20 protein-coding genes are annotated in these 21,762 nt (G+C 71.8%); 14 read left to right on the plus strand and 6 right to left on the minus strand.

The genetic code is table 11. The features are described from left to right. Positions 1-5 precede the first annotated feature (5 nt). From IF28_RS0112810 to IF28_RS0112825, 4 genes are all read right to left on the minus strand, one after another. Complete coding sequence (locus tag IF28_RS0112810; RefSeq protein ID WP_030218202.1) at positions 6-1,217, minus strand: helix-turn-helix domain-containing protein; 1,212 nt, start codon at positions 1,215-1,217, stop codon at positions 6-8. 215 nt (positions 1,218-1,432) lie between these two features. Then, the gene (locus IF28_RS0112815) at positions 1,433-2,374 is read right to left on the minus strand and encodes a hypothetical protein (protein ID WP_030218204.1); all 942 of its coding nucleotides are present in this window, start codon (positions 2,372-2,374) and stop codon (positions 1,433-1,435) included. A 31-nt stretch (positions 2,375-2,405) separates the two neighbouring features. Next, positions 2,406-3,974 carry a DUF6801 domain-containing protein gene (locus IF28_RS0112820; RefSeq protein ID WP_030218206.1) on the minus strand — a complete coding sequence of 523 codons (1,569 nt, stop codon included), beginning with the start codon at positions 3,972-3,974 and terminating at the stop codon, positions 2,406-2,408. Positions 3,975-4,071: 97 nt separating this feature from the next. Further along, the gene (locus IF28_RS0112825) at positions 4,072-4,704 is read right to left on the minus strand and encodes a hypothetical protein (RefSeq protein WP_030218210.1); all 633 of its coding nucleotides are present in this window, start codon (positions 4,702-4,704) and stop codon (positions 4,072-4,074) included. Between the two features lie 649 nt (positions 4,705-5,353). Between IF28_RS0112825 and IF28_RS0112830 the strand changes: the two genes are divergently transcribed. Genes IF28_RS0112830 through IF28_RS0112895 form a run of 14 tightly spaced genes read left to right on the plus strand, consistent with a single transcriptional unit; the run spans position 5,354 to position 18,559 of the window. Then, on the plus strand, positions 5,354-6,358 hold the full coding sequence (locus tag IF28_RS0112830; protein ID WP_030218212.1) for an ABC transporter ATP-binding protein: 1,005 nt from the start codon (positions 5,354-5,356) through the stop codon (positions 6,356-6,358). Continuing rightward, positions 6,355-7,119, plus strand: coding sequence for an MlaE family ABC transporter permease (locus IF28_RS0112835; protein ID WP_030218221.1), 765 nt, complete (start codon positions 6,355-6,357; stop codon positions 7,117-7,119). Before IF28_RS0112830 ends, IF28_RS0112835 begins: the two co-directional genes overlap by 4 nt. A gap of 6 nt (positions 7,120-7,125) precedes the next feature. Further along, the gene (locus IF28_RS0112840; protein WP_030218224.1) at positions 7,126-7,932 is read left to right on the plus strand and encodes an MlaE family ABC transporter permease; all 807 of its coding nucleotides are present in this window, start codon (positions 7,126-7,128) and stop codon (positions 7,930-7,932) included. A 1-nt stretch (position 7,933) separates the two neighbouring features. Further along, complete coding sequence (locus tag IF28_RS0112845) at positions 7,934-9,190, plus strand: MCE family protein (RefSeq protein ID WP_030218227.1); 1,257 nt, start codon at positions 7,934-7,936, stop codon at positions 9,188-9,190. Then, positions 9,187-10,251, plus strand: coding sequence for an MCE family protein (locus IF28_RS0112850; protein WP_030218230.1), 1,065 nt, complete (start codon positions 9,187-9,189; stop codon positions 10,249-10,251). Before IF28_RS0112845 ends, IF28_RS0112850 begins: the two co-directional genes overlap by 4 nt. Beyond that, on the plus strand, positions 10,248-11,288 hold the full coding sequence (locus IF28_RS0112855) for an MCE family protein (RefSeq protein WP_030218235.1): 1,041 nt from the start codon (positions 10,248-10,250) through the stop codon (positions 11,286-11,288). Before IF28_RS0112850 ends, IF28_RS0112855 begins: the two co-directional genes overlap by 4 nt. Next, positions 11,288-12,310: an MCE family protein gene (locus IF28_RS0112860; RefSeq protein WP_030218236.1), complete on the plus strand. Its 1,023-nt coding sequence runs from the start codon at positions 11,288-11,290 to the stop codon at positions 12,308-12,310. The genes IF28_RS0112855 and IF28_RS0112860 overlap by 1 nt, the downstream gene beginning before the upstream one ends. Continuing rightward, on the plus strand, positions 12,307-13,503 hold the full coding sequence (locus tag IF28_RS0112865) for an MCE family protein (protein ID WP_030218237.1): 1,197 nt from the start codon (positions 12,307-12,309) through the stop codon (positions 13,501-13,503). The genes IF28_RS0112860 and IF28_RS0112865 overlap by 4 nt, the downstream gene beginning before the upstream one ends. Beyond that, complete coding sequence (locus IF28_RS0112870) at positions 13,500-14,756, plus strand: MCE family protein (RefSeq protein WP_030218238.1); 1,257 nt, start codon at positions 13,500-13,502, stop codon at positions 14,754-14,756. Before IF28_RS0112865 ends, IF28_RS0112870 begins: the two co-directional genes overlap by 4 nt. Next, positions 14,753-15,268: a hypothetical protein gene (locus IF28_RS0112875; RefSeq protein ID WP_030218239.1), complete on the plus strand. Its 516-nt coding sequence runs from the start codon at positions 14,753-14,755 to the stop codon at positions 15,266-15,268. The genes IF28_RS0112870 and IF28_RS0112875 overlap by 4 nt, the downstream gene beginning before the upstream one ends. Further along, entirely contained in the window at positions 15,265-15,864 is a 600-nt protein-coding gene (locus tag IF28_RS0112880; protein WP_030218242.1) for a nuclear transport factor 2 family protein, read from the plus strand. Before IF28_RS0112875 ends, IF28_RS0112880 begins: the two co-directional genes overlap by 4 nt. A gap of 26 nt (positions 15,865-15,890) precedes the next feature. Next, positions 15,891-16,433: a nuclear transport factor 2 family protein gene (locus IF28_RS0112885; RefSeq protein ID WP_030218246.1), complete on the plus strand. Its 543-nt coding sequence runs from the start codon at positions 15,891-15,893 to the stop codon at positions 16,431-16,433. Positions 16,434-16,482: 49 nt separating this feature from the next. Continuing rightward, complete coding sequence (locus IF28_RS0112890; protein ID WP_030218249.1) at positions 16,483-17,265, plus strand: hypothetical protein; 783 nt, start codon at positions 16,483-16,485, stop codon at positions 17,263-17,265. Positions 17,266-17,323: 58 nt separating this feature from the next. Then, complete coding sequence (locus tag IF28_RS0112895) at positions 17,324-18,559, plus strand: lytic transglycosylase domain-containing protein (protein WP_030218252.1); 1,236 nt, start codon at positions 17,324-17,326, stop codon at positions 18,557-18,559. 6 nt (positions 18,560-18,565) lie between these two features. Here the strand turns inward: IF28_RS0112895 and IF28_RS0112900 are convergent, their stop codons facing one another. Together IF28_RS0112900 and IF28_RS0112905 are read right to left on the minus strand one after the other, a co-directional pair. Continuing rightward, entirely contained in the window at positions 18,566-20,392 is a 1,827-nt protein-coding gene (locus tag IF28_RS0112900; RefSeq protein ID WP_030218253.1) for a pyridoxal phosphate-dependent aminotransferase, read from the minus strand. 166 nt (positions 20,393-20,558) lie between these two features. Then, the gene (locus tag IF28_RS0112905; RefSeq protein WP_030218256.1) at positions 20,559-21,710 is read right to left on the minus strand and encodes an aldose epimerase family protein; all 1,152 of its coding nucleotides are present in this window, start codon (positions 21,708-21,710) and stop codon (positions 20,559-20,561) included. Positions 21,711-21,762 lie beyond the last annotated feature (52 nt).

A 21,762-nucleotide genomic window follows, 5' to 3' on the forward strand; every position in this document is an offset into this window, starting at 1 on the left:
CGGGGTCACTCGGGGCTGTCGTGGCCCCGCAGGTGGAGGGAGCGCAGCGCCACCTCGATGGCGAACCGGTGCTCGGGGTCGGCGAGCCGGTCGCCCAGATAGGTGTCCAGCATCCGCAGCCGGTAGCGGACGGTCTGGGCGTGCACGCCCAGGATCTCGCCGACCTGTTCGGCCGGCGCCCGGGTGGAGACGTGCACCCGCAGGGTCTCGACGAGCCGGTCGCGCCGGCGGGCCGGGAGTTCGTCGAGCGCGGCCAGTTCACGTGCCGCGACCCGGTCGACGAGGGCGTTGTCGGAGAGCAGCCACAGCGTCGTCAGATGGTCCTCGCAGCGGATCAGCGGGGCGTCGGCGATGACGTCGTCGTCGGCGAGCTGAAGCACCCGGCGGGCCCAGCGGACGGAGTCGGCCGCCTGGTTGAGCGGCACGGTCAGACCGATCGCGGCACGCGTGCCGGTCAGGGCCGTACGGAGCATGTCGAGGCGCTGCGGGGTGAGGTCCCCGGGGACGAGCAGATGCGGCTGCGGAATGTCCAGGTCGGCGAGGACGTCCCGGTCGAGTCCCGCCAGGATGTGCTCGGACGCCGGAGGCCGCAGGGCGACGAGGAAGCAGGAGCGGGGCAGCTCCCAGGCGGCGGTCTTGCAGAGCTCGGAGACGGTCGTGCGGGGCGGCGGCGAGGAGGAGAGCAGGGAGTGCAGTAACTGTCTGCGTAACGCGGACTCCTCGGAGGCGGCGCGCTCCCGTACCTCCGCGTATCCCTCGCGGGTGACCGACTCGAGTTCCTCGACATAGGCGAAGAGGGCGTCGGCGAAGGCGAGGATCAGGGCGGGGGAGAGGCTGTGCTGGCGGCCCACCGTCCTGGCCCGGCGCAGGGCGATACGGGCACCGAGCCGGTAGGCGCCCTGGAGGACCTCCAGGTCCCGGCCCTCGTAGGCCTCCACCCGGCCGAATCTGCGCAGCAGTTCGTCCCGCAGCTCCGAGCTGCTGGCGGGGTCGGCCACCCGGTCCACGAAGGCGGTCAGCGCCTGCTCGACGCCCTGCCGGATCGCGTCCCCGTCGGGGCCGTTGAGCAGCCTGCCGTACACCGGGTAGGTGCGGGTGACCTCGGTCCGTATCTCGTTCAGCAGCCCGGGAAGCTGCGGGCGCATGAAGGCCGCGAACTGCCTGGGAAGCGGGTCGAGCGGTTCACCGAGCACCGGGGGACGCGCGCTTGAGGGCATGAGTGATCCCTTGCTCTCCGACATGTCCGGTGGGGCGGGCCGGCCGGGCCCCGCCCTTGTCGGGGCGGAACCCGGACCGGTCCGCCGGGGTTCACCGGCTTGGCAACCTGACGGTAAATCAACTTTGTTGTGTTGTACATCACTTGTGGAGGAATCGCGTCATGGTTGTGAGAGCCGGCTGCCGGGGCGGCCGCACGGTGCCGGTGCCGGGGTGGTCAGCGGTTCGCGGAGTGCCAGTTCTCCGAGAGGACCTTGCCGGCGTCGGGGGCGGCGGTTCCGGGGGCGTTGAGGCCGGTGAGGCTGGTTTGGGTGTTCTCCAGGGTCAGACTGTTGTTCCCGGCGGCGGAGGGCAGTCCGGTCTTCGCGTTGACGGCGGCGTTGATCAGGCCGATGTTCAGGCCGCAGCCACTGGCGGCCGGGACCGCGAAGGTGCTGTCGTTCTGGGGGGCGCCGGTGAGGTCGATCCTGCTCATCTCGCCGGCCGGGTCGACGGTGCCGTCGCCGTCGAAGAAGCTCATGCCGAACGCCGGGAAGTCACGGTTCTCGGGGCGCAGCACGATCGGCTTGGCGGCCGTGCCGATGTAGCACTTGCTGCCGAGGAGCGGGTTCTCCAGGTGGATGCGGACCGGCAGGGCGACGATGGGCGTGTCCGTGAGGACGCCCGCGGTCTGGTCGAAGGCGTAGGGCGCGCCGACGGACTCCATGGTCGCGGTGATCTTGTTGAGGCTGGAGTTCTCCAGCGACTCGCACAGGCCCGTGATGACGAGGATGTCGCTCGGGCACATCAGGCCGAGCAGTCCGCCGGGCACGGTGGCGGGCTCGGCGACCAGCGCGCCGGAGGCCGGGGCGACCACCGTGCTGGTGCCGTCCGCGTTCTGCACGACACCGATCTGCAGATTGGTCTTCCCGGTCGTCACGACGGTGTCGCCCAGCTTGATGGAGCCGCTCGCCGAGGTGGAGACCACACACTGCGGGGTCCGCTCGAAGCCATCGGCGGCCAGCATCGCCGGGGCGTCCACGGGACAGCGGGTGAAGGGGGCCCACTCGCCGTTCAGCGCCGGGCCGGCGGCGGTCGCCGTGCCCAGGGAGGCGAAGGCGCCGAGCGCGGTCAGCGCGGAGACGGTGGCGAGCCGGGTGCGGGTACGGTTCGGGCGCATGGTGGTGGCCTTCCGTGAAGGGGGAGAGGGATCAGCGTTCGGCGGCCGGGATCTCGTAGGGCTGGAGGTCCTCGGTGCACTGGCCTTCGTTGGTGGGGCTCGGGAAGACGGGGGCGGCGATCGCGCACGTCTGGCCCTGGACCTGCTTGATGTAGTTGTCGGGACCGGAGACGGAGGCGGTGAGCAGGCGGTCCAGGTCCTCGACGCCGTTGCCGCAGCCGGTGAAGGCCGGGATGGTCGCCTTGCCGGACAGCACACCGCCGCTGAGGAGCAGATAGCCGGTGGCCGGCTCGCCGAGGATCTGCTCGCCCCGGCCGTACAGGACGAGGTGGTCGCCCGGGAAGGTCTGGGGGTCCGGGTCCTCGGACACGAGGGACGTCTCGGTCCGGCACTCGGGACCGACGTCCAGGGGTGTCCCGTTGACCTCGAGGTCCAGCACGTGCAGGACCACCGGGGCCCGGACATAGGTGTCCGTGACCGTGGTGAAGTCGATCATGCTCATCTTCATACGGGAGTCGATCCGTATGACGTCCGTCTGCTCCAGCACCATGGTGGCCGTCACCGGGGCGAAGTCGAAGGACAGGAAGGTCGCCTTGAACGGCGGTGTCTGCTTCCGCTCCTGATAGTGGAAGTTCGCCCACGACAGGGTGTCGAAGATCAGGTACTCGGGGTCGGGGGGACCCATCTCGGGCAGCCCCTGCTCGATCAGGACGCAGGACGGCGGCAGATACGCGGCGCCCTTCAGCTTCTTCACGTTGGCGTAGCCGGTGACATAGGCGTTGAGCGACACGTCCGTGGGCGGGTGCTGCTCGTCGTAGCGGCACGGCGGTACGTCGTCGCGGTCGGGGGCGGTGCCGGGGGCGGGCTCCACCAGCTTCGGCGAGCGGTCGCCCTGGCGCTCCGGTGCTTCGTCCGCCGGTGCGCTCGGGGTCCCTGCCGGCCCGGACGGCGAGGGCGAGGCGCTCGCCCCGGGGGTCTGCGCGCCGACCGGTACGGTGGCCAGCAGGCCCTCCTTTGGCGCGTCTTCGGCGAGGACGCAGTCGACGGTCAGTGAGCCGGGGCCGGTGGCGGCCGGGTCCGCCGCGCCGAGCGCCAGGTCGAGGGCGAGGGCGCCGGCGGTGAAGGTCAGGTCGCCGTCGCTCTGCCCGGCCACCGAGGGGACGTCGCCCGTCGTGGTCAGGGTCAGCGGCCCGGACGCGGGAAGGGCGGCCGGTTCGGCGCTGCCGCGCCAGGTCGCCGTGGCCGTCGCCTCGTTCTGGGCGACACCGACCGCGAGCCGGGTCGCGGGCCGTACCTCCGCCGCGTCGCGCGCGACGAGATCCGCGACCGCCGCCTCCGGCAGTTCCACCGTGGTGGTGACGCCGTCCGGCGTGAACGCCTCCCCCTTGTCCGCCCGTTGGGGGAAGTCCGCCGAGATCCGTACCGTCGCCGGCTGCTGACCCGAGGGGAGGGCGCAGACGTAGGGGAGTTCGGCCTCGATCTCCTGAGGGCCCGTGGCGGAGGCCGTCGTCGGGATCAGGGCGGCCAGGACGACGAAGGCGGCGATCGACGTCGTACGGACCCGGGGCGGCCGGGGGGCGGCGGTGCGGTGGACCTTCATGCGACTCCGCTCGGACGGGATGCTGATGTCTGAGGACGCGGTACGGAGCCCGCGAACGCCCGGCCGGGGTCACCGGCCGGGCGGAACGGGGCGGGCTCTACGGGTTGGAGCCGACGATCGTCGGGATGGCGCCGGTGCCCGACTCCGTGACGGCGTAGTTGCCCTTGAAGGTGGGCTTGGTGTTGACGGTGACGATCGCCCCGCAGTTGACGGGGTTGCTGACCGTCAGCTCGCCCGCGGTGCTGTTGACCGCGAGGACGCCGCTGGAGTTGGTGTAGGTGGCCGAGGCCTTGCCGGACACGGTGAACTTGCAGGCGCCGGCCGTCACATTGGCCGTGACGTTGCCGACGTGGCCCTTGGTGACACCGGTCGACGCGTTGTAGTCCACGGCGATGACGTCCCACGGGGTGACCGAGGTGGTGGTGACGTTGCCCAGCACACTGGTGCACGGCGAGCCGGAGGCACCGAAGTTCATGGTGTCGATGTCGGCGACGTCCCCGGGGTTGCCGGTGGCGCTGTTCATCACGCCGTCCGCGGTGGAGGTCGTGCAGGTCATCGGGATGGTGGCGGTCAGCACGATGTTGCCCACGTTCACGGCGTCGAACGAGGACGGCGAGGGGGTGACGGTCCACACGGTGGAGGGCACCGCGGTGGACGGGCCGGCGGCGAGACCCAGCGCGGACGCGGCCGCACACACCACGATCGCTGACCTTCTCATGCTCTTCTTCATGACTAGGGCTCCTTGAGGGTTGGCCTGCGGTGAGCCGTGACGTTACTCGCCGGAAACTTAGCCGAACAATGCGGCGGCCCATGATTCTTTGAAAAGGGGAACAAGCTGTTCCCGCCGTGAGTGATTCGCGGTTCCCGTTAGTCACGAGCTGCCAAGGCCGAAACTGTACGGCGAAGTCGGCCACTTTCTCCGGAAGTCGCCCGCGGTGGGGGTCGTCCGCTCACTCGGTGACAACATCGGGAGGGTTTTTTGTGTCCGCGGTGACAGGTTCCGGATGGCTGGAGTCGGTATCCCGGAAAACCTTGATTCCGGTGTTGCCCGCCGAGGTTACCCGGCCGTAACGTGCCGGTGTGGTGCTCGGTTCCAGGTCGGTGGCCCCCGTCGGCCGGAGCCATGACGGGCGCTTTCCGGCCCCACCCTCCATCGGGTCCGGCCGTCCGTCGGCGGGGTCTCACGGGTCCACACCCCCCGGAGCCGCGGGACCCTGCCCTGTCTCCCCGGAGACAAGTACGGGGCCGGTGGGTTGTGTGCGCGGTGACAAGTTCGGCGGGGCCGGCGGAGATCGCCGCCGCACCCGTTGTCAGTGCGCTCCGCACCGACTTAACGTGCGCCCGCGGCACCTGGCCGACCGACGTCCGCTGGAGGTGATATGGGAATCGAAGTAGTGGTCGAGGGTCTGACCAAGTCTTTCGGTAAGCAGAGCATCTGGCGGGACGTGTCACTCACTCTTCCGGCCGGCGAGGTCAGCGTGATGCTGGGCCCGTCCGGTACCGGGAAGACCGTTTTCCTGAAGTCGCTCATAGGGCTGCTCAAACCCGAGAAGGGCCGTGTCCTCATCAACGGGGTGGACATGGTGAACAGTCCCGAAAAGGATATCTACGAGACCCGTAAATTGTTCGGTCTCATGTTCCAGGACGGCGCCCTCTTCGGGTCGATGTCGCTATTCGACAACATCGCCTTCCCGCTGCGGGAACACACCCGCAAGAAGGAGTCCGAGATCCGCCGTATCGTCATGGAGCGGATCGAGGTCGTCGGGCTGCTGGGCGCGGAGGGAAAGCTTCCGGGAGAGATCAGCGGCGGTATGCGCAAGCGGGCCGGACTGGCCCGCGCGCTCGTCCTCGACCCGCAGATCATCCTGTGCGACGAACCGGACTCCGGGCTCGACCCGGTCCGTACCGCCTACATCTCCCAGCTGCTGATCGACCTGAACGCACAGCTCGACGCGACGATGCTGATCGTCACCCACAACCTCGACATCGCCGCCACCGTGCCCGACAACATGGGGATGCTCTTCCTGCGCCGACTCGTCACCTTCGGCCCGCGCGAGGTGCTGCTCACCAGCGACGAGCCGGTCGTGGCCCAGTTCCTGGGCGGCCGGCGCGAGGGACCCATCGGGATGTCCGAGGAGAAGGACGCGGCCACCCTCGCCGCCGAGGCGGGCGCCCTCGTCCCCGCCGCACCGCGGGTGATCGTGCCGCAGCTGGAGCCGTCGCCGGGCCTGCCGCCGCGTCAGGCCGTCACCCGCCGGCGTCAGCGTGTCATGGGAATGATCGACTCGTTGCCGCCGGCCGCGCGGTCCGCCATCCGGGACACCTACGCGAAGAACGCGCGGGCGGCCACCCTCACGATGCCCCCCGCCGGGAGCGGCGCGTGATCACCGGTGCCCTGCGGCAGACCGGCCGGCTCTTCGCGCTCGCCGCCGAGGTCACCCGTGCCGTCTTCCGAAGACCCTTCCAGTTCCGGGAGTTCGTGGAGCAGTTCTGGTTCGTGGCGAGCGTGACCATCCTGCCCGCCGCACTCGTGTCGATCCCCTTCGGCGCCGTGATCGCCCTCCAGGTCGGTTCCCTCACCGAGCAGCTGGGCGCCCAGTCGTTCACCGGGGGCGCCAGCGTCCTCGCCGTCGTCCAGCAGGCCAGCCCGCTCATCGTCGCCCTGCTGATCGCGGGCGCGGGCGGCTCGGCCATCTGCGCCGACCTCGGCTCCCGCAAGATCCGCGAGGAACTCGACGCCATGGAGGTCATGGGCGTATCGCCCGTGCAACGCCTGGTCGTGCCCCGGGTGCTGGCCGCCATGGGGGTCGCGGTGCTGCTCAACGGGCTGGTGTCCGTCGTCGGCATCCTCGGCGGCTACTTCTTCAACGTCATCATGCAGGGCGGCACCCCCGGCGCCTACCTCTCCAGCTTCTCCGCCCTCGCCCAGCTGCCCGACCTGTACATCAGCGAACTCAAGGCGCTGGTCTTCGGGTTCATCGCGGGGATCGTCGCCGCCTACCGGGGGCTCAACCCGCGCGGCGGCCCCAAGGGCGTCGGCGACGCCGTGAACCAGTCCGTCGTCATCACGTTCCTGCTGCTCTTCTTCGTCAACATGGTGATGACGGCCGTCTACCTCCAGATCGTCCCGCCGAAGGGAGGCTGAGGTCCGATGGCCTCCCCGCTCGTCTGGCTCGACCGCTCCGGTGACCAACTCCTTTTCTACGTCCGGGCCCTGCTGTGGATCCCGCGGACCCTGCGCCGCTATCTCAAGGAGGTGCAGCGCCTGCTCGCCGAGGTCGCCTTCGGCTCCGGCGGGCTCGGCGTCATCGGCGGCACCATCGGCGTGATGATCGCGATGACGCTCTTCACCGGGACCGTCGTCGGACTCCAGGGCTACGCGGCCCTCGACCAGATCGGCACCGCCGCGTTCACCGGATTCGTCTCCGCCTACTTCAACACCCGCGAGATCGCCCCCCTCGTCGCCGGACTCGCCCTCTCCGCGACCGTCGGCGCCGGCTTCACCGCCCAACTCGGCGCCATGCGCATCAACGAGGAGGTCGACGCGCTGGAGGGCATGGGCATCCGCTCCATGCCCTACCTCGTCACCACCCGCATCATCGCCGGGGTCGTCGCCATCATCCCGCTCTACGCCATCGGGCTGCTCTCCTCCTACGTCGCCTCCCGCTATGTGACCGTCCTGTTCAACGGGCAGTCCCGGGGGACGTACGACCACTACTTCAACCTCTTCCTCTCCCCGACGGACGTCCTGCTCTCCGTGCTGAAGGTACTGATCTTCAGCGTGATGGTGATCCTCGCCCACTGCTACTACGGCTTCCGCGCCTCGGGCGGCCCCGCCGGCGTCGGAGTCGCCGTCGGCCGCTCCGTGCGCAACGCGATCGTGCTGATCAGCGTCACCGACTTCTTCCTGTCGCTCGCCCTGTGGGGCGCGACCACGACCGTGAAGGTGGCGGGGTGAGATGAGCGGCCCCCGAGGAGAGACACTGCGCCACCGGCTGGCCGGGGTGGTGTTCGTCCTGGTTCCGGTCCTGCTGATCTGGCTGGCCGTCGCCGTCTACGACAAGGAGTTCACCGACTCCGACCCGGTGGTCGTCGAGACCGGCAGCGTCGGCAACCAGATGCACCCCGGCGCCGAGGTGAAGCTGCGCGGAGTCGTCGTCGGCGAGGTCCGCGCCATCGACGCCACCGGCGACGGGGCCCGCCTCACCCTCGCCATGAAGCCCGGCGCGCTGGACGACGTACCGTCCGACGTCCGCGCGCAGATGCTGCCGACCACGCTGTTCGGCGAGCGGTTCGTGGCCCTCGTACCGCCACCGGACCCGTCGGCCGAGACCCTGGCCGCCGGGGCCGTCGTCCCCCAGGACCGCTCCGAGAACGCCATCGAACTGCAGCAGGTCCTCGACGACGTCCTGCCGATGCTCACCGCCGTCCAGCCGCAGAAGCTCTCCGCCACCCTGTCGGCCGTCTCCCAGGCCCTGGAGGGCCGCGGGGACGAACTCGGCGAGACGCTGGCCCGCCTCGACCAGCACCTGGGGGAGTTCAACCCCCAGCTGCCCGCCCTCAACCGTGACCTCAAGGAACTCGTGAAGGTCAGCCATGTCTACGCGGACGCCGCGCCCGACATCATCACGGCGCTCACCGACTTCACCACCACCAGCGGCACCCTCGCCGAGCAGGAGGCCCGGCTCGCCGGCACCCTCGGCGCCACCACCCGGACGGCCGAGGACATGACGGCGTTCCTGCGGAAGAACGAGGACAACATCATCCGGCTCGGCGCCACGAGCCGGCCCACGCTGGAACTCCTCGCCGAGTACTCCGCCGCCTTCCCCTGCACCCTGCGCACCCTCGCCGAGTTCGTACCCGCGATGGACAAGGCCCTCGGCAAGGGCACCGGCCGGCCCGGCATCCACGTCGACCTCACCACCGTCCCCTCGCGCGGCGCCTACCGGCCCGGCGGCGACACCCCGGTCTACGGCTCCGGAGGCGGCCCCCGCTGCCCGTCGGTGCCCTACGTCGGCTCACTGCCCCGGCCCGCCGCGCCGGCCGCCACCCCGGCGGCCGGGCAGGACCTCGGACCCGCCAACTCCCCGTCCGAGAACGACCTCGTCAACGAACTCCTCGCCCCCGCCGCCGGGAAGAGCCCCGGCGACCTGCCCGACTGGAGCAGCCTCCTGGTCGGCCCCGTCTACCGCGGTACGGAGGTGACCCTCGGATGACCGCCGGCGACCACGCGCACACCCGGCGCCGCCCGCTGACCGGACCGCTGCTCAAGTCCCTCGCCTTCGTGGTGGTCACCGTCCTCGCCACCACCGTCCTGGGCCTGAGCGTCGCCGGCACCGGAGTCGACTCCGGTACCGGCACCACCACCTACAAGGCACTGTTCACCGACGTCACCGGACTCGTCGACGGCGACAGCGTACGGATCTCCGGGGTGGAGGTCGGCGAGGTCACCGACGTACGGGTGGTGCGACGGCGCACCGCCCAGGTCACGTTCACGGTCCGCGACGACCGCACCCTGCCCCGCTCGACCACGGCGGCCGTGAAGTACCTCAACATGGTCGGCCAGCGGTACGTCTCCCTCGACCGCGGCAGCGGCGACCTCACCGGCACCCTGGAGGCGGGCGGCACCGTCCCGCTGGACCGCACCACGCCCGCCCTCGACCTGACCCTGCTGTTCAACGGCTTCAAGCCGCTGTTCGAGGGGCTGTCGCCGAAGGACGTCAACGAACTCGCCGGTTCGATCGTGCAGGTGCTCCAGGGCGAGGGTGCCACCGTGGACAGCCTGATGCGCCACATCGGCTCCCTCGGTACGACGGTCGCCGCCAAGGACAAGGTGATCGGCGAGGTCGTGGAGAACCTCGGCACCGTCCTGGACACCCTCAACGACCGCGAGGACGGCTTCGACGACCTCGTCGTCACCCTCCAGGAACTCGTCAGCGGCTTCAACGAGGACCGCGAACCCCTCGGTAAGGCCGTCACCGCCATGAGCGAACTCACCACGGTCACCGCCGATCTCCTCGACGACGGACGCGAGCCCCTGAAGCAGGACATCCGCGAACTGGGCCGGCTCTCGACGAACCTCGGCGAACACACGCCGCAGATCGAGGACTTCCTCGAGAAGACCCCCGCGAAGATGACCGCGCTGGCCCGTCTGTCGTCGTACGGATCGTGGTTCAACCTCTACCTGTGCGAGGCGCGCGTGAGCGGAGTGACCACCTCCGACGGCTCCGAGCCGCCGACCGGGATCGCGGTCACCGAAGCGAGGTGCCGCGGATGAGACGCCCGCACATCAAGCCCGTGAAGGAACGCAACCCCGTCGCCGTCGGCGTCGTGGGGCTGGTCCTGATCACCCTGATCGGCCTGCTCGCCTACCACGTGGACCGGCTGCCGTTCGGCGGCGGCACCACCTACAGCGCCGACTTCTCCGAGGCCGCGGGACTGGGCGAGGGCGACGAGGTACGCATCGCGGGCGTCAAGGTCGGCAAGGTCACCGGCGTCGCGCTCGACGGCGCCAAGGTGAAGGTCACCTTCGAGGTCGAGGACGCCTGGCTCGGCGACCGCACCACCGCCGCCATCGCCATCAAGACCGTCCTCGGCGACAAGTACCTGGCCCTGGACCCGCTCGGCTCCGGCCGCCAGGACCCCGGCAGCCGCATCCCGCTCACCCGCACCACCTCCCCGTACGACGTCACGCAGGCGTTCCAGGATCTCAGCGGCACCGTCGACGACATCGACACCCGGCGGCTCGCGGAGAGCTTCGAGACCATCTCCGACACCTTCGAGAACTCCCCGCCGCACGTCCGTAAGGCCGCCACCGGACTGTCCGACCTGTCGACGACCATCTCCGAACGCGACGCGAAACTCGCCGAACTCCTCAAGGGCAGCGCCACGTTCACCAAGACGCTGGAGAACAACAAGTCCGGCTTCGAGACCCTCATCGAGGACAGCGGCCCCCTGCTCGGCGAACTCCGCGACCGCCGCAGCGCCATCCGCGCCCTGCTCAAGGGCAGCCGCGACCTCGGCAGCGAACTCGGCGGCCTCGTCGAGGACAACGAGAAGCAGCTCGGCCCCACCCTCAAGGCCCTCGGCCGCGTCACCACCGTCCTGGAGAAGAACAACACCCAGCTCGGCAGGACCCTCGCACTGGTCGGCCCGTACTACCGCCTGGTCGGCAACACCGTCGGCAACGGGCGCTGGTTCGACAGCTATCTGTGCGGTGTCGTACCCCGCGACTACCTGCCCGCGGCCTCCCGGCCCGAGACCGGATGCCTGCCGCCGAAACAGCCGGCCACGGCCCAGGGGAGCGGTGAGTGATGGCCCGACGCCGAAAGATCCTCACCGGGGTCCTCGCCCTCCTGGTGCTCGTCACCGGCGGCCTGGCCGCCGCCCGCGCGCTCGAGGCCGACGGCACCCGCCTCACCGCCTACTTCGACCGCGCCACCGGCGTCTACGCCGGCTCCGATCTGCGCATCCTCGGCGTACGCGTCGGCGAGGTGGAGTCGGTGCACCCGCGGGGCACCACCGTCCGCGTCGGCCTGCGCCTCGACGAGGGGGTGAAGGTCCCCGAGGGCGCGCGGGCCGTCGTCGTCGCGCCCAGCGTCGTCGCCGACCGCTATGTGCAGCTCACCCCCGCCTACAGCGAGGGCCCCGCCCTCGCCGACGGCGCCGTACTGCCCGCCTCCCGCAACCACCTCCCCGTCGAGATCGACCAGATCTACGACTCCCTCACCGACCTCAGCGACGCCCTCGGCCCCGACGGCGCCAACTCCGACGGCGCCCTGTCCGACCTGCTGAGGACCGGCGCCGACAACCTCGACGGCAACGGCGACGCCATCGGCGACAGCGTCGAGGAGTTCGGCAAGGCGGCCAAGACCCTCGACGGCAGCAGCGGCGACCTGTTCAAGACCCTCGGCAGCCTGCAGACCTTCACCACCATGCTCAAGGACAAGGACACCGACGTACGCACCGCGCAGGAACGCCTGGACGAGGTCGTCGGCTTCTTCGCCGACAACAAGGACGATCTCACCGGCGCGCTGGAGGAACTCGGCAAGGCCCTCGGCCGGGTCAAGACCTTCATCGAGGACAACCGGGGCGAACTGAAGGACAACGTCGACCGGCTCGTCCCCATCACCCGCACCCTGGTCGAGCAACGCGCCTCGCTGGCCGAGGCGCTGGACGTGGCCCCGCTGGCCGCGGGCAACATCGTGAGTGCCTACGACCCCGACACCCGCACCATCGACGGCCGCGCCAACCTCAACGAGATCAGCATGGGCGGCCCGCTGCTGCCGCTGCCCGTGACCGGTGCCGGTGACGGGACGAAGGGGGACGGCCGATGAAGCGCGTCGCGTTCACCGGCCGGGTGGCCGGCCTCACCGTGGGCGGACTGATCGCCCTCGGCCTCGGCTTCACCCTCGCCCTCGGCGCGGTCGCCGTGGGACCGCCGCGCTTCGACGGCATCGAGGACCTGCCACTGCCCGGCGGCGCCGACCTCGGCGACCACCCCTACACCGTCACCGCCGAACTCCAGGACGTGCTCAGCCTGGTCCCGCACGCCGCCGTGAAGGTCGGCGACGTCGACGTCGGCCGGATCACCCGTGTCGAACTCGGCCGCGACGACTGGTCCGCCCGCGTCACCATGGAGATCAACGGCGATGTACGGCTGCCCGCCGACGCCACCGCAAGGCTCGAACAGTCCAGCCTGCTGGGCGAGAAGTACGTCCAGCTCGCCGCCCCCGCCGAGGAGACCGGAGCGGGGAGGCTGACCGACGGCAGCGTCATCCCGCTGGACCGCACCAGCCGCACCACCGAGGTCGAGGAGGTGTTCGGCGCGCTGTCCCTGCTCCTCAACGGCGGCGGAGTCGGCCAGCTCAGGACCATCACCCGGGAGCTCAACGCGGCCCTCGGCGGCCGCGAACCCCGCATCCGCTCCGTGCTCAAGCGGATCGACGTCCTGGTGACCGACCTCGACGAGCACCGCGGGGACATCACCGACGCCCTCGACGCCGTCAACCGGCTCTCCTCCACCCTCGCCACCCGCAAGGACGACGTCGGCACCGTCCTCACCGGCCTCTCGCCCGGACTGAAGACGCTGGAGAAGCAGCGCGGCTCCCTGCTGACCATGCTGCGCTCCCTCGACACGCTCTCCGGCGTCGCCGTCACCACGATCAACGCGAGCAAGGACGACATGATCGCCGACCTCAAGGCCCTCGCGCCGACGCTGAAGGCGCTCGCCGACGCGGGCACGGACCTGCCCGACTCGCTCCAGGTGCTGATGACGTACCCGTTCACCGACGAGGTGCTGAACGGGGTGAAGGGCGACTACCTCAACGCGTATCTGAACATCGCCGCCGTACCGGGGACGCGGGTGATCCCGCCGGTCGTGGACGAGGAGACACCTGCTCCGACCGCGACCGCCACACCGCCGGGCGAGACGGGCAGGGGCGCGAAGAAGCGGCCCCCCTCGCCGCTGCCACTGCCCTCCGTCTCCGTCTCCGGGTCCGTGTCCGGGTCCGGGGGTGAACGCGGGTGATCACCCTCGCCGTACGGCTGAAGAACGTCGCCTTCCTCCTCATCGCCGTCCTCACCCTGTCGTTCCTCGGCATCCGGTACGCCGATCTCGGGCGGTACGTGGGCGTCGCCGACTACTACACGGTGGACGTCCACCTTCCGCGCACCGGCGGGCTCTTCACCCACTCCGACGTGACGTACCGGGGCGTCTCCGTGGGCCGGGTCGGTCCGATCGGGCTGACCGACGAGGGGGTCGTCGCCGAACTCCGTATCAAGAAGTCCGCGCCGCGTATCCCCGCCGACACCAAGGCCGTGGTCGCCGGGCTGTCCGCCGTGGGCGAGCAGTACATCGATCTGCGGCCCGAGAGCGACGGCTCCCCCTACCTCACCGACGGCACCCGCATCGAACAGGCCGACACCCAGGTGCCGGCCCCCGTCACCGACGTCCTCAGCAGCGTCGACGAGCTCGTGAGCTCCATGCCGCTGGAGGATCTGCGCACGGTCGTCGACGAGTTCGGCACAGCGTTCGACGGGCACGGCGACGACCTCCAGGCACTGATCGACAGCGGCGGCGACTTCGTCGAGGCCGCCGACCGCGCCCTGCCCTCCACCACGCTGCTCATCAACGACGGCGAGACCGTCCTGCGCACCCAGGCCCAGGAGGCCAAGGCCATCCGCGACTTCGCCACCGGGGCGGAGGAACTGGCCCGCGCCCTCAAGGGCTCCGACGCCGACCTGCGCCGCCTCCTCGCCGTCACCCCCGAGGCCGCCACCCAGGTCAGCGGACTGCTCCGGGACCTCGACCCGAGCCTCGGCGTCGTCCTCGCCAACCTCCTCACCACCTCCGAGGTCGCCGTCACCCGGCAGCGCGGCATCGAGGAACTCCTGGTGAAGTACCCGGCGGCCGTCTCCGCCGGAGCCACCGCCGTCGACGGAGGGAAGCTGAACCTCGGCATGGCCGTCACCTTCTTCGCCCCCCTGCCCTGCACCGACGGATACGGCGCCACCCGCTACCGCAACGGCCTCGACCTCGGCACCGCCCCCGCCCTCAACACCGGCGCGGCCTGCACCGCGCCCGCCTCCACCGGGGCGAACGTCCGCGGCTCGGGGAACGCCCCGAAGGGCGGCGCGGTACCCGAACCGGCCAGACCCGGCTCCCTGCCCTCGGGCAGCGGCGGGGCTGCCGGCCTTCCCGGCGCCCTCGCCCTGCCCGGACAGAGCGGCGAGGCACCGGACGACCTGTCCGGCCTCCTCCCCATCGGCGGTACGCGATGAGAAGGGCCCGGATCCTCACCGGAGCGGCGCTGGCGCTGGCGGTCGGTTTCTGCGGTACGGGAGCGTGGACGTACGCGCAGGCCCGTACCGACGACTCGCTCGCCTACGGCAGGGAGCGGGACGCCGCGCTCGCCGACGGGCGCGCGGGCATCGCGGCCCTCACCACGCTCGACGCCTCCACCCGGCAGCGCGCGGAGCAGGGCATTCGCGCCTGGCGCGCCGCCGCCACCGGGCCGCTGCGCGAGGAACTGGGCGGCACCGACGCCAAGGCCGGCACCTCGGCGCGCGGCACGGTCACCGAGGCCGCCGTCACCGCGCTCGACACCCGGTCCGGCACGGCCAAGCTCATCGCCACCGTCCGCGTCGAGATCACACCCGCCGGCACCGGGCGGCCGGCCACCGACCGCAAACGCCTGGAGGCGGTCCTGGCCCGCACGGGCGACGGCGAGTGGAAGGTCAGGGCGCTGAACGCCGTACCGGTCGAGGCCGAGAAGGAGGGCGGGGACCGATGACGCCGACACGACTGCCGGGCGAGGACGTGCCGGTGGAGACCGAGACCGTCGAGACGGAGAACGGGCGGGAGCCGGCCGCGGAGGTGCCGGCCGGGCGGTTACGGCGGGCAGGTCTCGGCGTCCTGATCGCCGCGCTCGTCCTCGGCGGCGGCGGATTCCTGTACGGCGCCCACCAGCTGAGGTCGTCCGCGCCCGCACAGAACCGGGCGCTCACCGACACCGGGGCCACCACCCGAGTCGCCGGCGACGTCGGCAGCGCCCTCGCCCGGATCTTCTCCTACACACCGGAGGGCACCGCCGCCGCCGAACGGTCCGCACGCACCGTCCTCGACGGCCGCGCCGCCCGCCAGTACGAAACCCTCTTCGCCCGGGTCCGCGACGACCTCACCGAACAGCGCGTCACCCTCAGCACCCGCGCCGTCCGCACCGGAGTGATCGAACTCGACGGCGACGAGGCCCACTTGCTGGTCTTCCTCGACCAGACCTCCCACAAGGGCGGCAGCAAGGCCGAGGTCACCACCGCGGCGGCCCAACTCAGCGTCACGGCACGGCTCGAGGGCGACCGGTGGCGGATCGTCGACATCAAGGCCCGCTGACCATGCGCGGCAGACTGGAGCACCCCATGAAACGCGCGGTCCGCGCCCTCGCCGGTACCCGGCCGCTGCCGGCCCTGGCCCTCGCCCTCACCCTCGTCGCGGGCGGCTTCGCCGTTTGGGCGGGACAGGACTGGTACGACGCGGCCCACGACGACCGGGCGGCCTACGCCGGGCAGCGGGACGCGGTCCTCGCCGCCGGGGAGCAGGCCGTGCAGAACCTCAACACGCTCGACCACCGCGATGTGAACCGGGGTCTCGACCTCTGGGAGTCGTCCACCACCGGCGAACTGCACGAACAACTCATCACCGGCCGCACCGAGTTCGCCGATCAGGTGAAGGCGGCGAAGACGGTCACCACGGCCCGGGTGCTGTCCGGCGCGGTCACCGAACTTGACGACCGGGCGGGCCGCGCCCGGGTGCTGGTCGCCCTGCGCGTCACCGTGAAGGCGGACGACGGGGCGAAGACCGACAAGGACAGCCGCATGCTCGGCGAACTCACCCGGACCGACGGCCGGTGGAAGCTCAGCGCCCTCGGCCAGGCGCCCGTGGGCGGCACATCGGACGGCTGACCCGGTCCCGTACCGCAGCAGCCGGCCGCACCGAGGAGGACACCGCACCATGTCGACGACCCGCCACCACATCAACCGCCAGCGCCGCCGCCAGGCCCGCGAGACCCGGCCGGCCGGGCCGCCGCAGGGCGCGCCGGGCGAGGCCCACGAGCCCCGTCCGACCGCGTCCGCCGGGCCGGCGCGGGGTGCAGGGGGCCGGGGCCGTGCGTCCGGCACCGCGGTGCCGTCCGGGCGCGCGACGGATCCGGACGCGGGCGGCGACGAGAAGGGCGCCCGCGTACGGGCGCGCCGCCCGGCGGGCCTCCTCGTGCTCTGTGCGCTGACCCTGCTCCTCGGCGGCTTCGCCGGCTGGGCGCACGCGAAGGCCGGGGCGCTGCGGGACGAACCGGCGCGGCGGAACACCGCCCTCTCCGATCCGGCCCGCACCGGAGAGATCAAGGGACAGACCGCCGAGGCCGTCGACGCGCTCTTCTCCTACGACCACACCGACCCCGGCGCCCTCGAGAAGGCCGCGGACGGCCTCCTCACCGGCCAGGCCGTCGAGCAGCACAGGACTTTGCTCGCCGACGTCCGCGAGCGGGCCGACGCACAGAAGGCCGTGATCACCACGACGGTCACCGACAGCGCGGTCGAGCGGATCGACGGCGACCGCGCCCGGGTCCTCGTCTACGCCGACCAGAGCAGCGTGAGCACCGCCGGGAGCACGAAGAAGGCCAAGGGCGCGAAGGACGCGCAGGACGAGGGCGTGTACGCGGGGGCCATGCTCGCCGTCGACGTCGTGCGCCGCGACGGGCGCTGGCTCGTCTCCGGCATCGACACCTTCGGCCGCTGAGGCCCGGACGACCGTACGACCCGCCCCGACACCGACGGATCCGACAGGAGCGACAGCCATGCCCGTACGCCGCGCCCGACGCCCGTATGCAGGGCGGACCCGCAGGGGACTGCGGACGACCGCCGTCGCCGTGGCGGCCATGGCGGCCCTCACCGCCTCCCAGGCGCCCGGCCTCACCGGGGACCGCCACGCCGACCCGTTCGCCGACGACGTCCTCGTACCGGTGGGGGACGGCCCGTACGCCGGGCCCGCCGCTCCGGACGACGGCTCGTACCACACCGAACTCCCGCCCCTGGACACGGCGGAGGCGGCCCAGGCCGCGTCGGCGCCCCCCGCGCTGGTGCGGGACCTGCGGTCCCAGTCGGGCATCCCGGCGACCGTGCTGCGCGCCTACCGTGCCGCCGAGACCTCCGTCGGCGCCTCCGACCCCGGCTGCCGGCTGCCGTGGGAGCTGCTCGCGGCGATCGGCAAGGTCGAGTCGGGGCAGGCGCGCGGCGGCGCCGTCGACCGGAACGGCACGACGCTGGGCCGGATCACCGGCCCGCCGCTCGACGGCCGGGGGTTCGCCCTGATCCGGGACACCGACGGGGGCGTCCACGACGGGGACACGGTCTACGACCGCGCGGTGGGGCCGATGCAGTTCCTGCCGTCCACCTGGGCCCGCTGGGGCGCGGACGGCAACGGGGACGGCCGCGCCGACCCGAACAACATCTTCGACGCGGCCCTCGCGGCCGGCCACTATCTGTGCGCCGGCGACCGGGACCTGGGGCGGGCGGCCGACCTGGACCGGGCGATCCTCAGCTACAACCACTCGGAGGCGTATCTGCGGCTGGTCCGGCACTGGCTGGAGTTCTACGGCCGCGGGGTCCACACCGTCCCCGACGGCAAGGGCGTCATCCCGAGGAGCCCCGGCGCCGGCGGCGACACCCCGGCGACCGAACCCGTCGACGGCGGGAGCGGCGGCGACGGCGACGGGGGCGGCGGCATCGTCATCGGCCCGGACCCGAGTACGCCGGGCAGTCCCGGACCGTCCTCCGGCCCCTCGCCCTCGCCCACCCCGGATCCGACCTCGCCGGAGCCGTCCCCGGATCCGACCACCACCACGCCGACGGATCCCCCGACGAGCGAGGACCCCTCCACGGAGCCGCCGGGCGGGACCACCTCGCCCACACCGGACCCGAGTCCTTCGCCCACCGCGTCGGACGACTGCGACGGGGAGCCGGCGACACCCGGCCCCGAGGCGACCCCGGCCACCTCGCCCTGCCCGACCGTCCCGGCGACCCCCGCCGGGTGAGGCCGGTCAGCCCAGCTGGTCCATCCCGGCCGGGTTCGGCCAGCTCTGCGCGCCCTGCCAGCCCGCCGCCGGCGCCATGGAGAGCCCGTCGGTGCCCCTGACCTGGGCGGCCGTGAGGCCACCCTGGGCGGGCACGCCGGGCGGCGTGGGGCCGGTGGGCAGCGGCATCTGGGCGGCCACCGGTGCCGGCGCGGGGTACGGCGGGACGGGCATCTGCGCCTGCGCCGCGGGCGCGAGCGGCTGGGCGGGGGCCGGTACGGGCGCCGGCTGGGGGACCGGCGCCGGTACCGGCTGCGGCGCGGGCTGGGGGACCTGCTGCGGCACGGCCTGCGGTATGGGCTGCGGTACGGGCTGGGGCGCGGGCTGAGCGCCCTGCTGCGGCATCCCCGGCTGTCCCGGAATCCCCGAGAGACCCGAGAGTCCCGGTATCCCCTGCGCACCCTGCGTCCCCGCGCTCGTCACCACCGAGGCGGCCGCCGGCACCGGCACCCCGACGCCGGGGCCCACCGCGGGGGCGGCCGCGGCTGCGGGGAGCGGCATGCCGGTGCCGGTGCCGGTGCCCGCGGCGGCGGCGAGCTCCGGGGCACCGACACCGGCGGTCTGTGCGGCGAGCCCCCGCATGCCCGCCCCGTTGGTCTCGCTCATCAGACGGTCCACCGCCGCCGTACCCGAGCTGTAGCTGGTCCCCGGGGCGTGCTCGGGCCCGGCGGCTCCCCTCCTGGGCGCCCCGTAGAGCACCTGTTCCAGGCCGGTCACCAGGCGGCGCACGTCCACTTGGGGGCGTACCACGAGACGCAGGAAGCGGCTGGACGAGCCGATCTTGTTGCCGCACTCGCGGACCAGGATCCGGTGCTCGGTGAGCATCCGGTCACGGACCACGGTCCCCTCGGCGCCCACCGGGAGGCGTACGAAGAGGAAGTTGCCCTGGGACGGGTACACGGTGAGTCCGGGCAGTGAGGAGAGCTGGCCGGACATGTCCATCCGGTCGCGGCGCACCTGGTGGAGGCTCTGCACATACTCGGGGCCGTGCTCCTTCAGCATGAACACCACGTGCTCGGCGAAGGAGTTGAGGTTCCACTTGGGCAGCATGGAGCGGACCCGGCCGGCGAGGGCCGGGTTGGCGACCAGATAGCCGAAGCGGATGCCGTGCAGGCCGAAGTTCTTGCCGAGGCTGCGCAGCACGATCACGTTGGGGCGCAGCATCGCCTCATGGACCACGCTCGGTTCGTTCTCCGCGTCGGCGAACTCCAGGAAGGACTCGTCGATCACCACCAGGTCCAGATCGGCCATGGCGTCCATGAACTGCACGATCGCGTGCTTGTGCAGGAAGCCGCCGTCGGGGTTGTTGGGGTTGCAGATGACGGCGACCTTGGTGCCGCGGGCGCGGATGAACTCGGCGTACTGCGCGAGGTCGAGGGCGAAGCCGCTGGACTCCTGGAGCGGGAACATGTCGACCCGCTTGCCGGTCTCCATGGGCTGGTCGGTCCAGCGGCCGAAGGTGGGGACGGGGACGGCGAGGGACTCACGGACGAGGAGGTGGTCGATCCAGGTGATGAGTTCGGTGGACCCGTTGCCCATCGCCACGCACTGCGGGGGGAGCTGGAGCAGGCTGCACAGTTCGGCCGTGATGGTGTCGGCGCTGCTCGGGTAGTACGTGATGATCTCGCGCAGCCGCGTCGCCATGTCCTCGAACATGGCGGGGGTCGGGAAGTACGGATTGCAGGGGATGCAGAAGTCCACCGGGCCGGCCCCGTCGCTCTCCCGTGTCAGCGCCGCCATCGACGGGCTGTGTGCCGCGGTGCCGCGGAACAACGAGGTGACGCTGTCGGCCATGGAACCTCCGTGTGTGACGGGCCCGTTGGGGACGAACGGGCCCGTCAAAGCCTGGGTGGCCCGCGCGGGGGAGCACGGGCCACCCAGGAGTACGCACCGCGGACCGCCACCGTTCAGCTCATGTGAGGAAAATGTGACGGAGGCGGTTCACGGGAACCCGGGCGCCTCAGGCGCCGAACGAGTGCACCGTCGTCGTCCGGTACGTCCGGCCCGGCCGCAGCACCGTCGAGGGGAACGACGGCTGGTTCGGGGAGTCCGGGAAGTGCTGGGTCTCCAGGCACAGTCCGTCGCCCTGCCGGTAGACCCGGCCGCTGGTGCCGACGAGGGTGCCGTCGAGGAAGTTGCCGGAGTAGAACTGCAGCCCCGGCTCGTTCGTCGCGATCCGCAGGGTGCGGCCGGAGGACGGGTCGCGCAGCGTGGCGACGTGTTCCGGGCGGGCGGTGATGCCCTTGTCGAGCACCCAGTTGTGGTCGAAGCCCTGCCCGTACAGCACCTGCTGGTGCGCGGTACGGATGTCCCGGCCGACCGGCTTGGCGCGGCGGAAGTCGAAGGGGGTGGCGGCGACCCGCGCCAGTTCGCCCGTGGGGATCAGCCCCGCGTCGACCGGGGTGTAGCGGGAGGCGTCGACGGTCAGCTCGTGGTCGTGGATAGAGCCGCTGCCCTCGCCCGCGAGGTTCCAGTAGACGTGGCTGGTGAGGTTGACGACGGTGGCCCTGTCGGTGGTGGCCTCGTAGTCGACGCGCCAGTCGCCGTCGCGGGTGAGCGTGTACGTGACCTTCGTACGGAGCGTGCCCGGGTAGCCCATCTCGCCGTCGACGCTGGTGTAGTACAGGTGGAGGCCGACGTCGGAGCCCCGGGTGAACGGCTCGACGTCCCAGACCCGCTTGTCGAAGCCCTGGGCGCCGCCGTGCAGGGTGTTCTCGCCGTCGTTGACGGAGAGCTGGTACGCGGTGCCGTCGAGGGTGAAGCGGCCCTTGTCGATGCGGTTGCCGTAACGGCCGATCAGCGCGCCGAAGTACGGGCTGGAGGCGACGTACTCCTCGAGGGTGCCGAAGCCGAGGGAGACGTTGGTGTACCGGCCGCGGCGGTCGGGGATCTCCAGCGACCGGACGATGCCGCCGTAGGAGAGGACCTCCATCCGGGTGCCGCCGTTCTCCAGCGCCCAGCTGTGCACCTTGGTGCCGTCCGCGAGCCTGCCGAAGAGCGTCCGGGCCGGCCTGCCCCGGCCCGGCGCGGCGTACGCCGTCCCGCCGAGGGCGGTGGCGGCGACCCCGGCCGCGGCGGCTCCCGCGATGACCGTGCGTCTGTTCAGTTCCATGTACGGCTCCCGAAAAGGAAAGGGCCCCGCCTTCCGGCGGGGCCCGAGCTGA

Origin of the sequence: Streptomyces sp. NRRL WC-3626 (assembly GCF_000718785.1) — a bacterium.
GTDB classification, from domain to species: Bacteria; Actinomycetota; Actinomycetes; order Streptomycetales; family Streptomycetaceae; genus Streptomyces; species Streptomyces edwardsiae.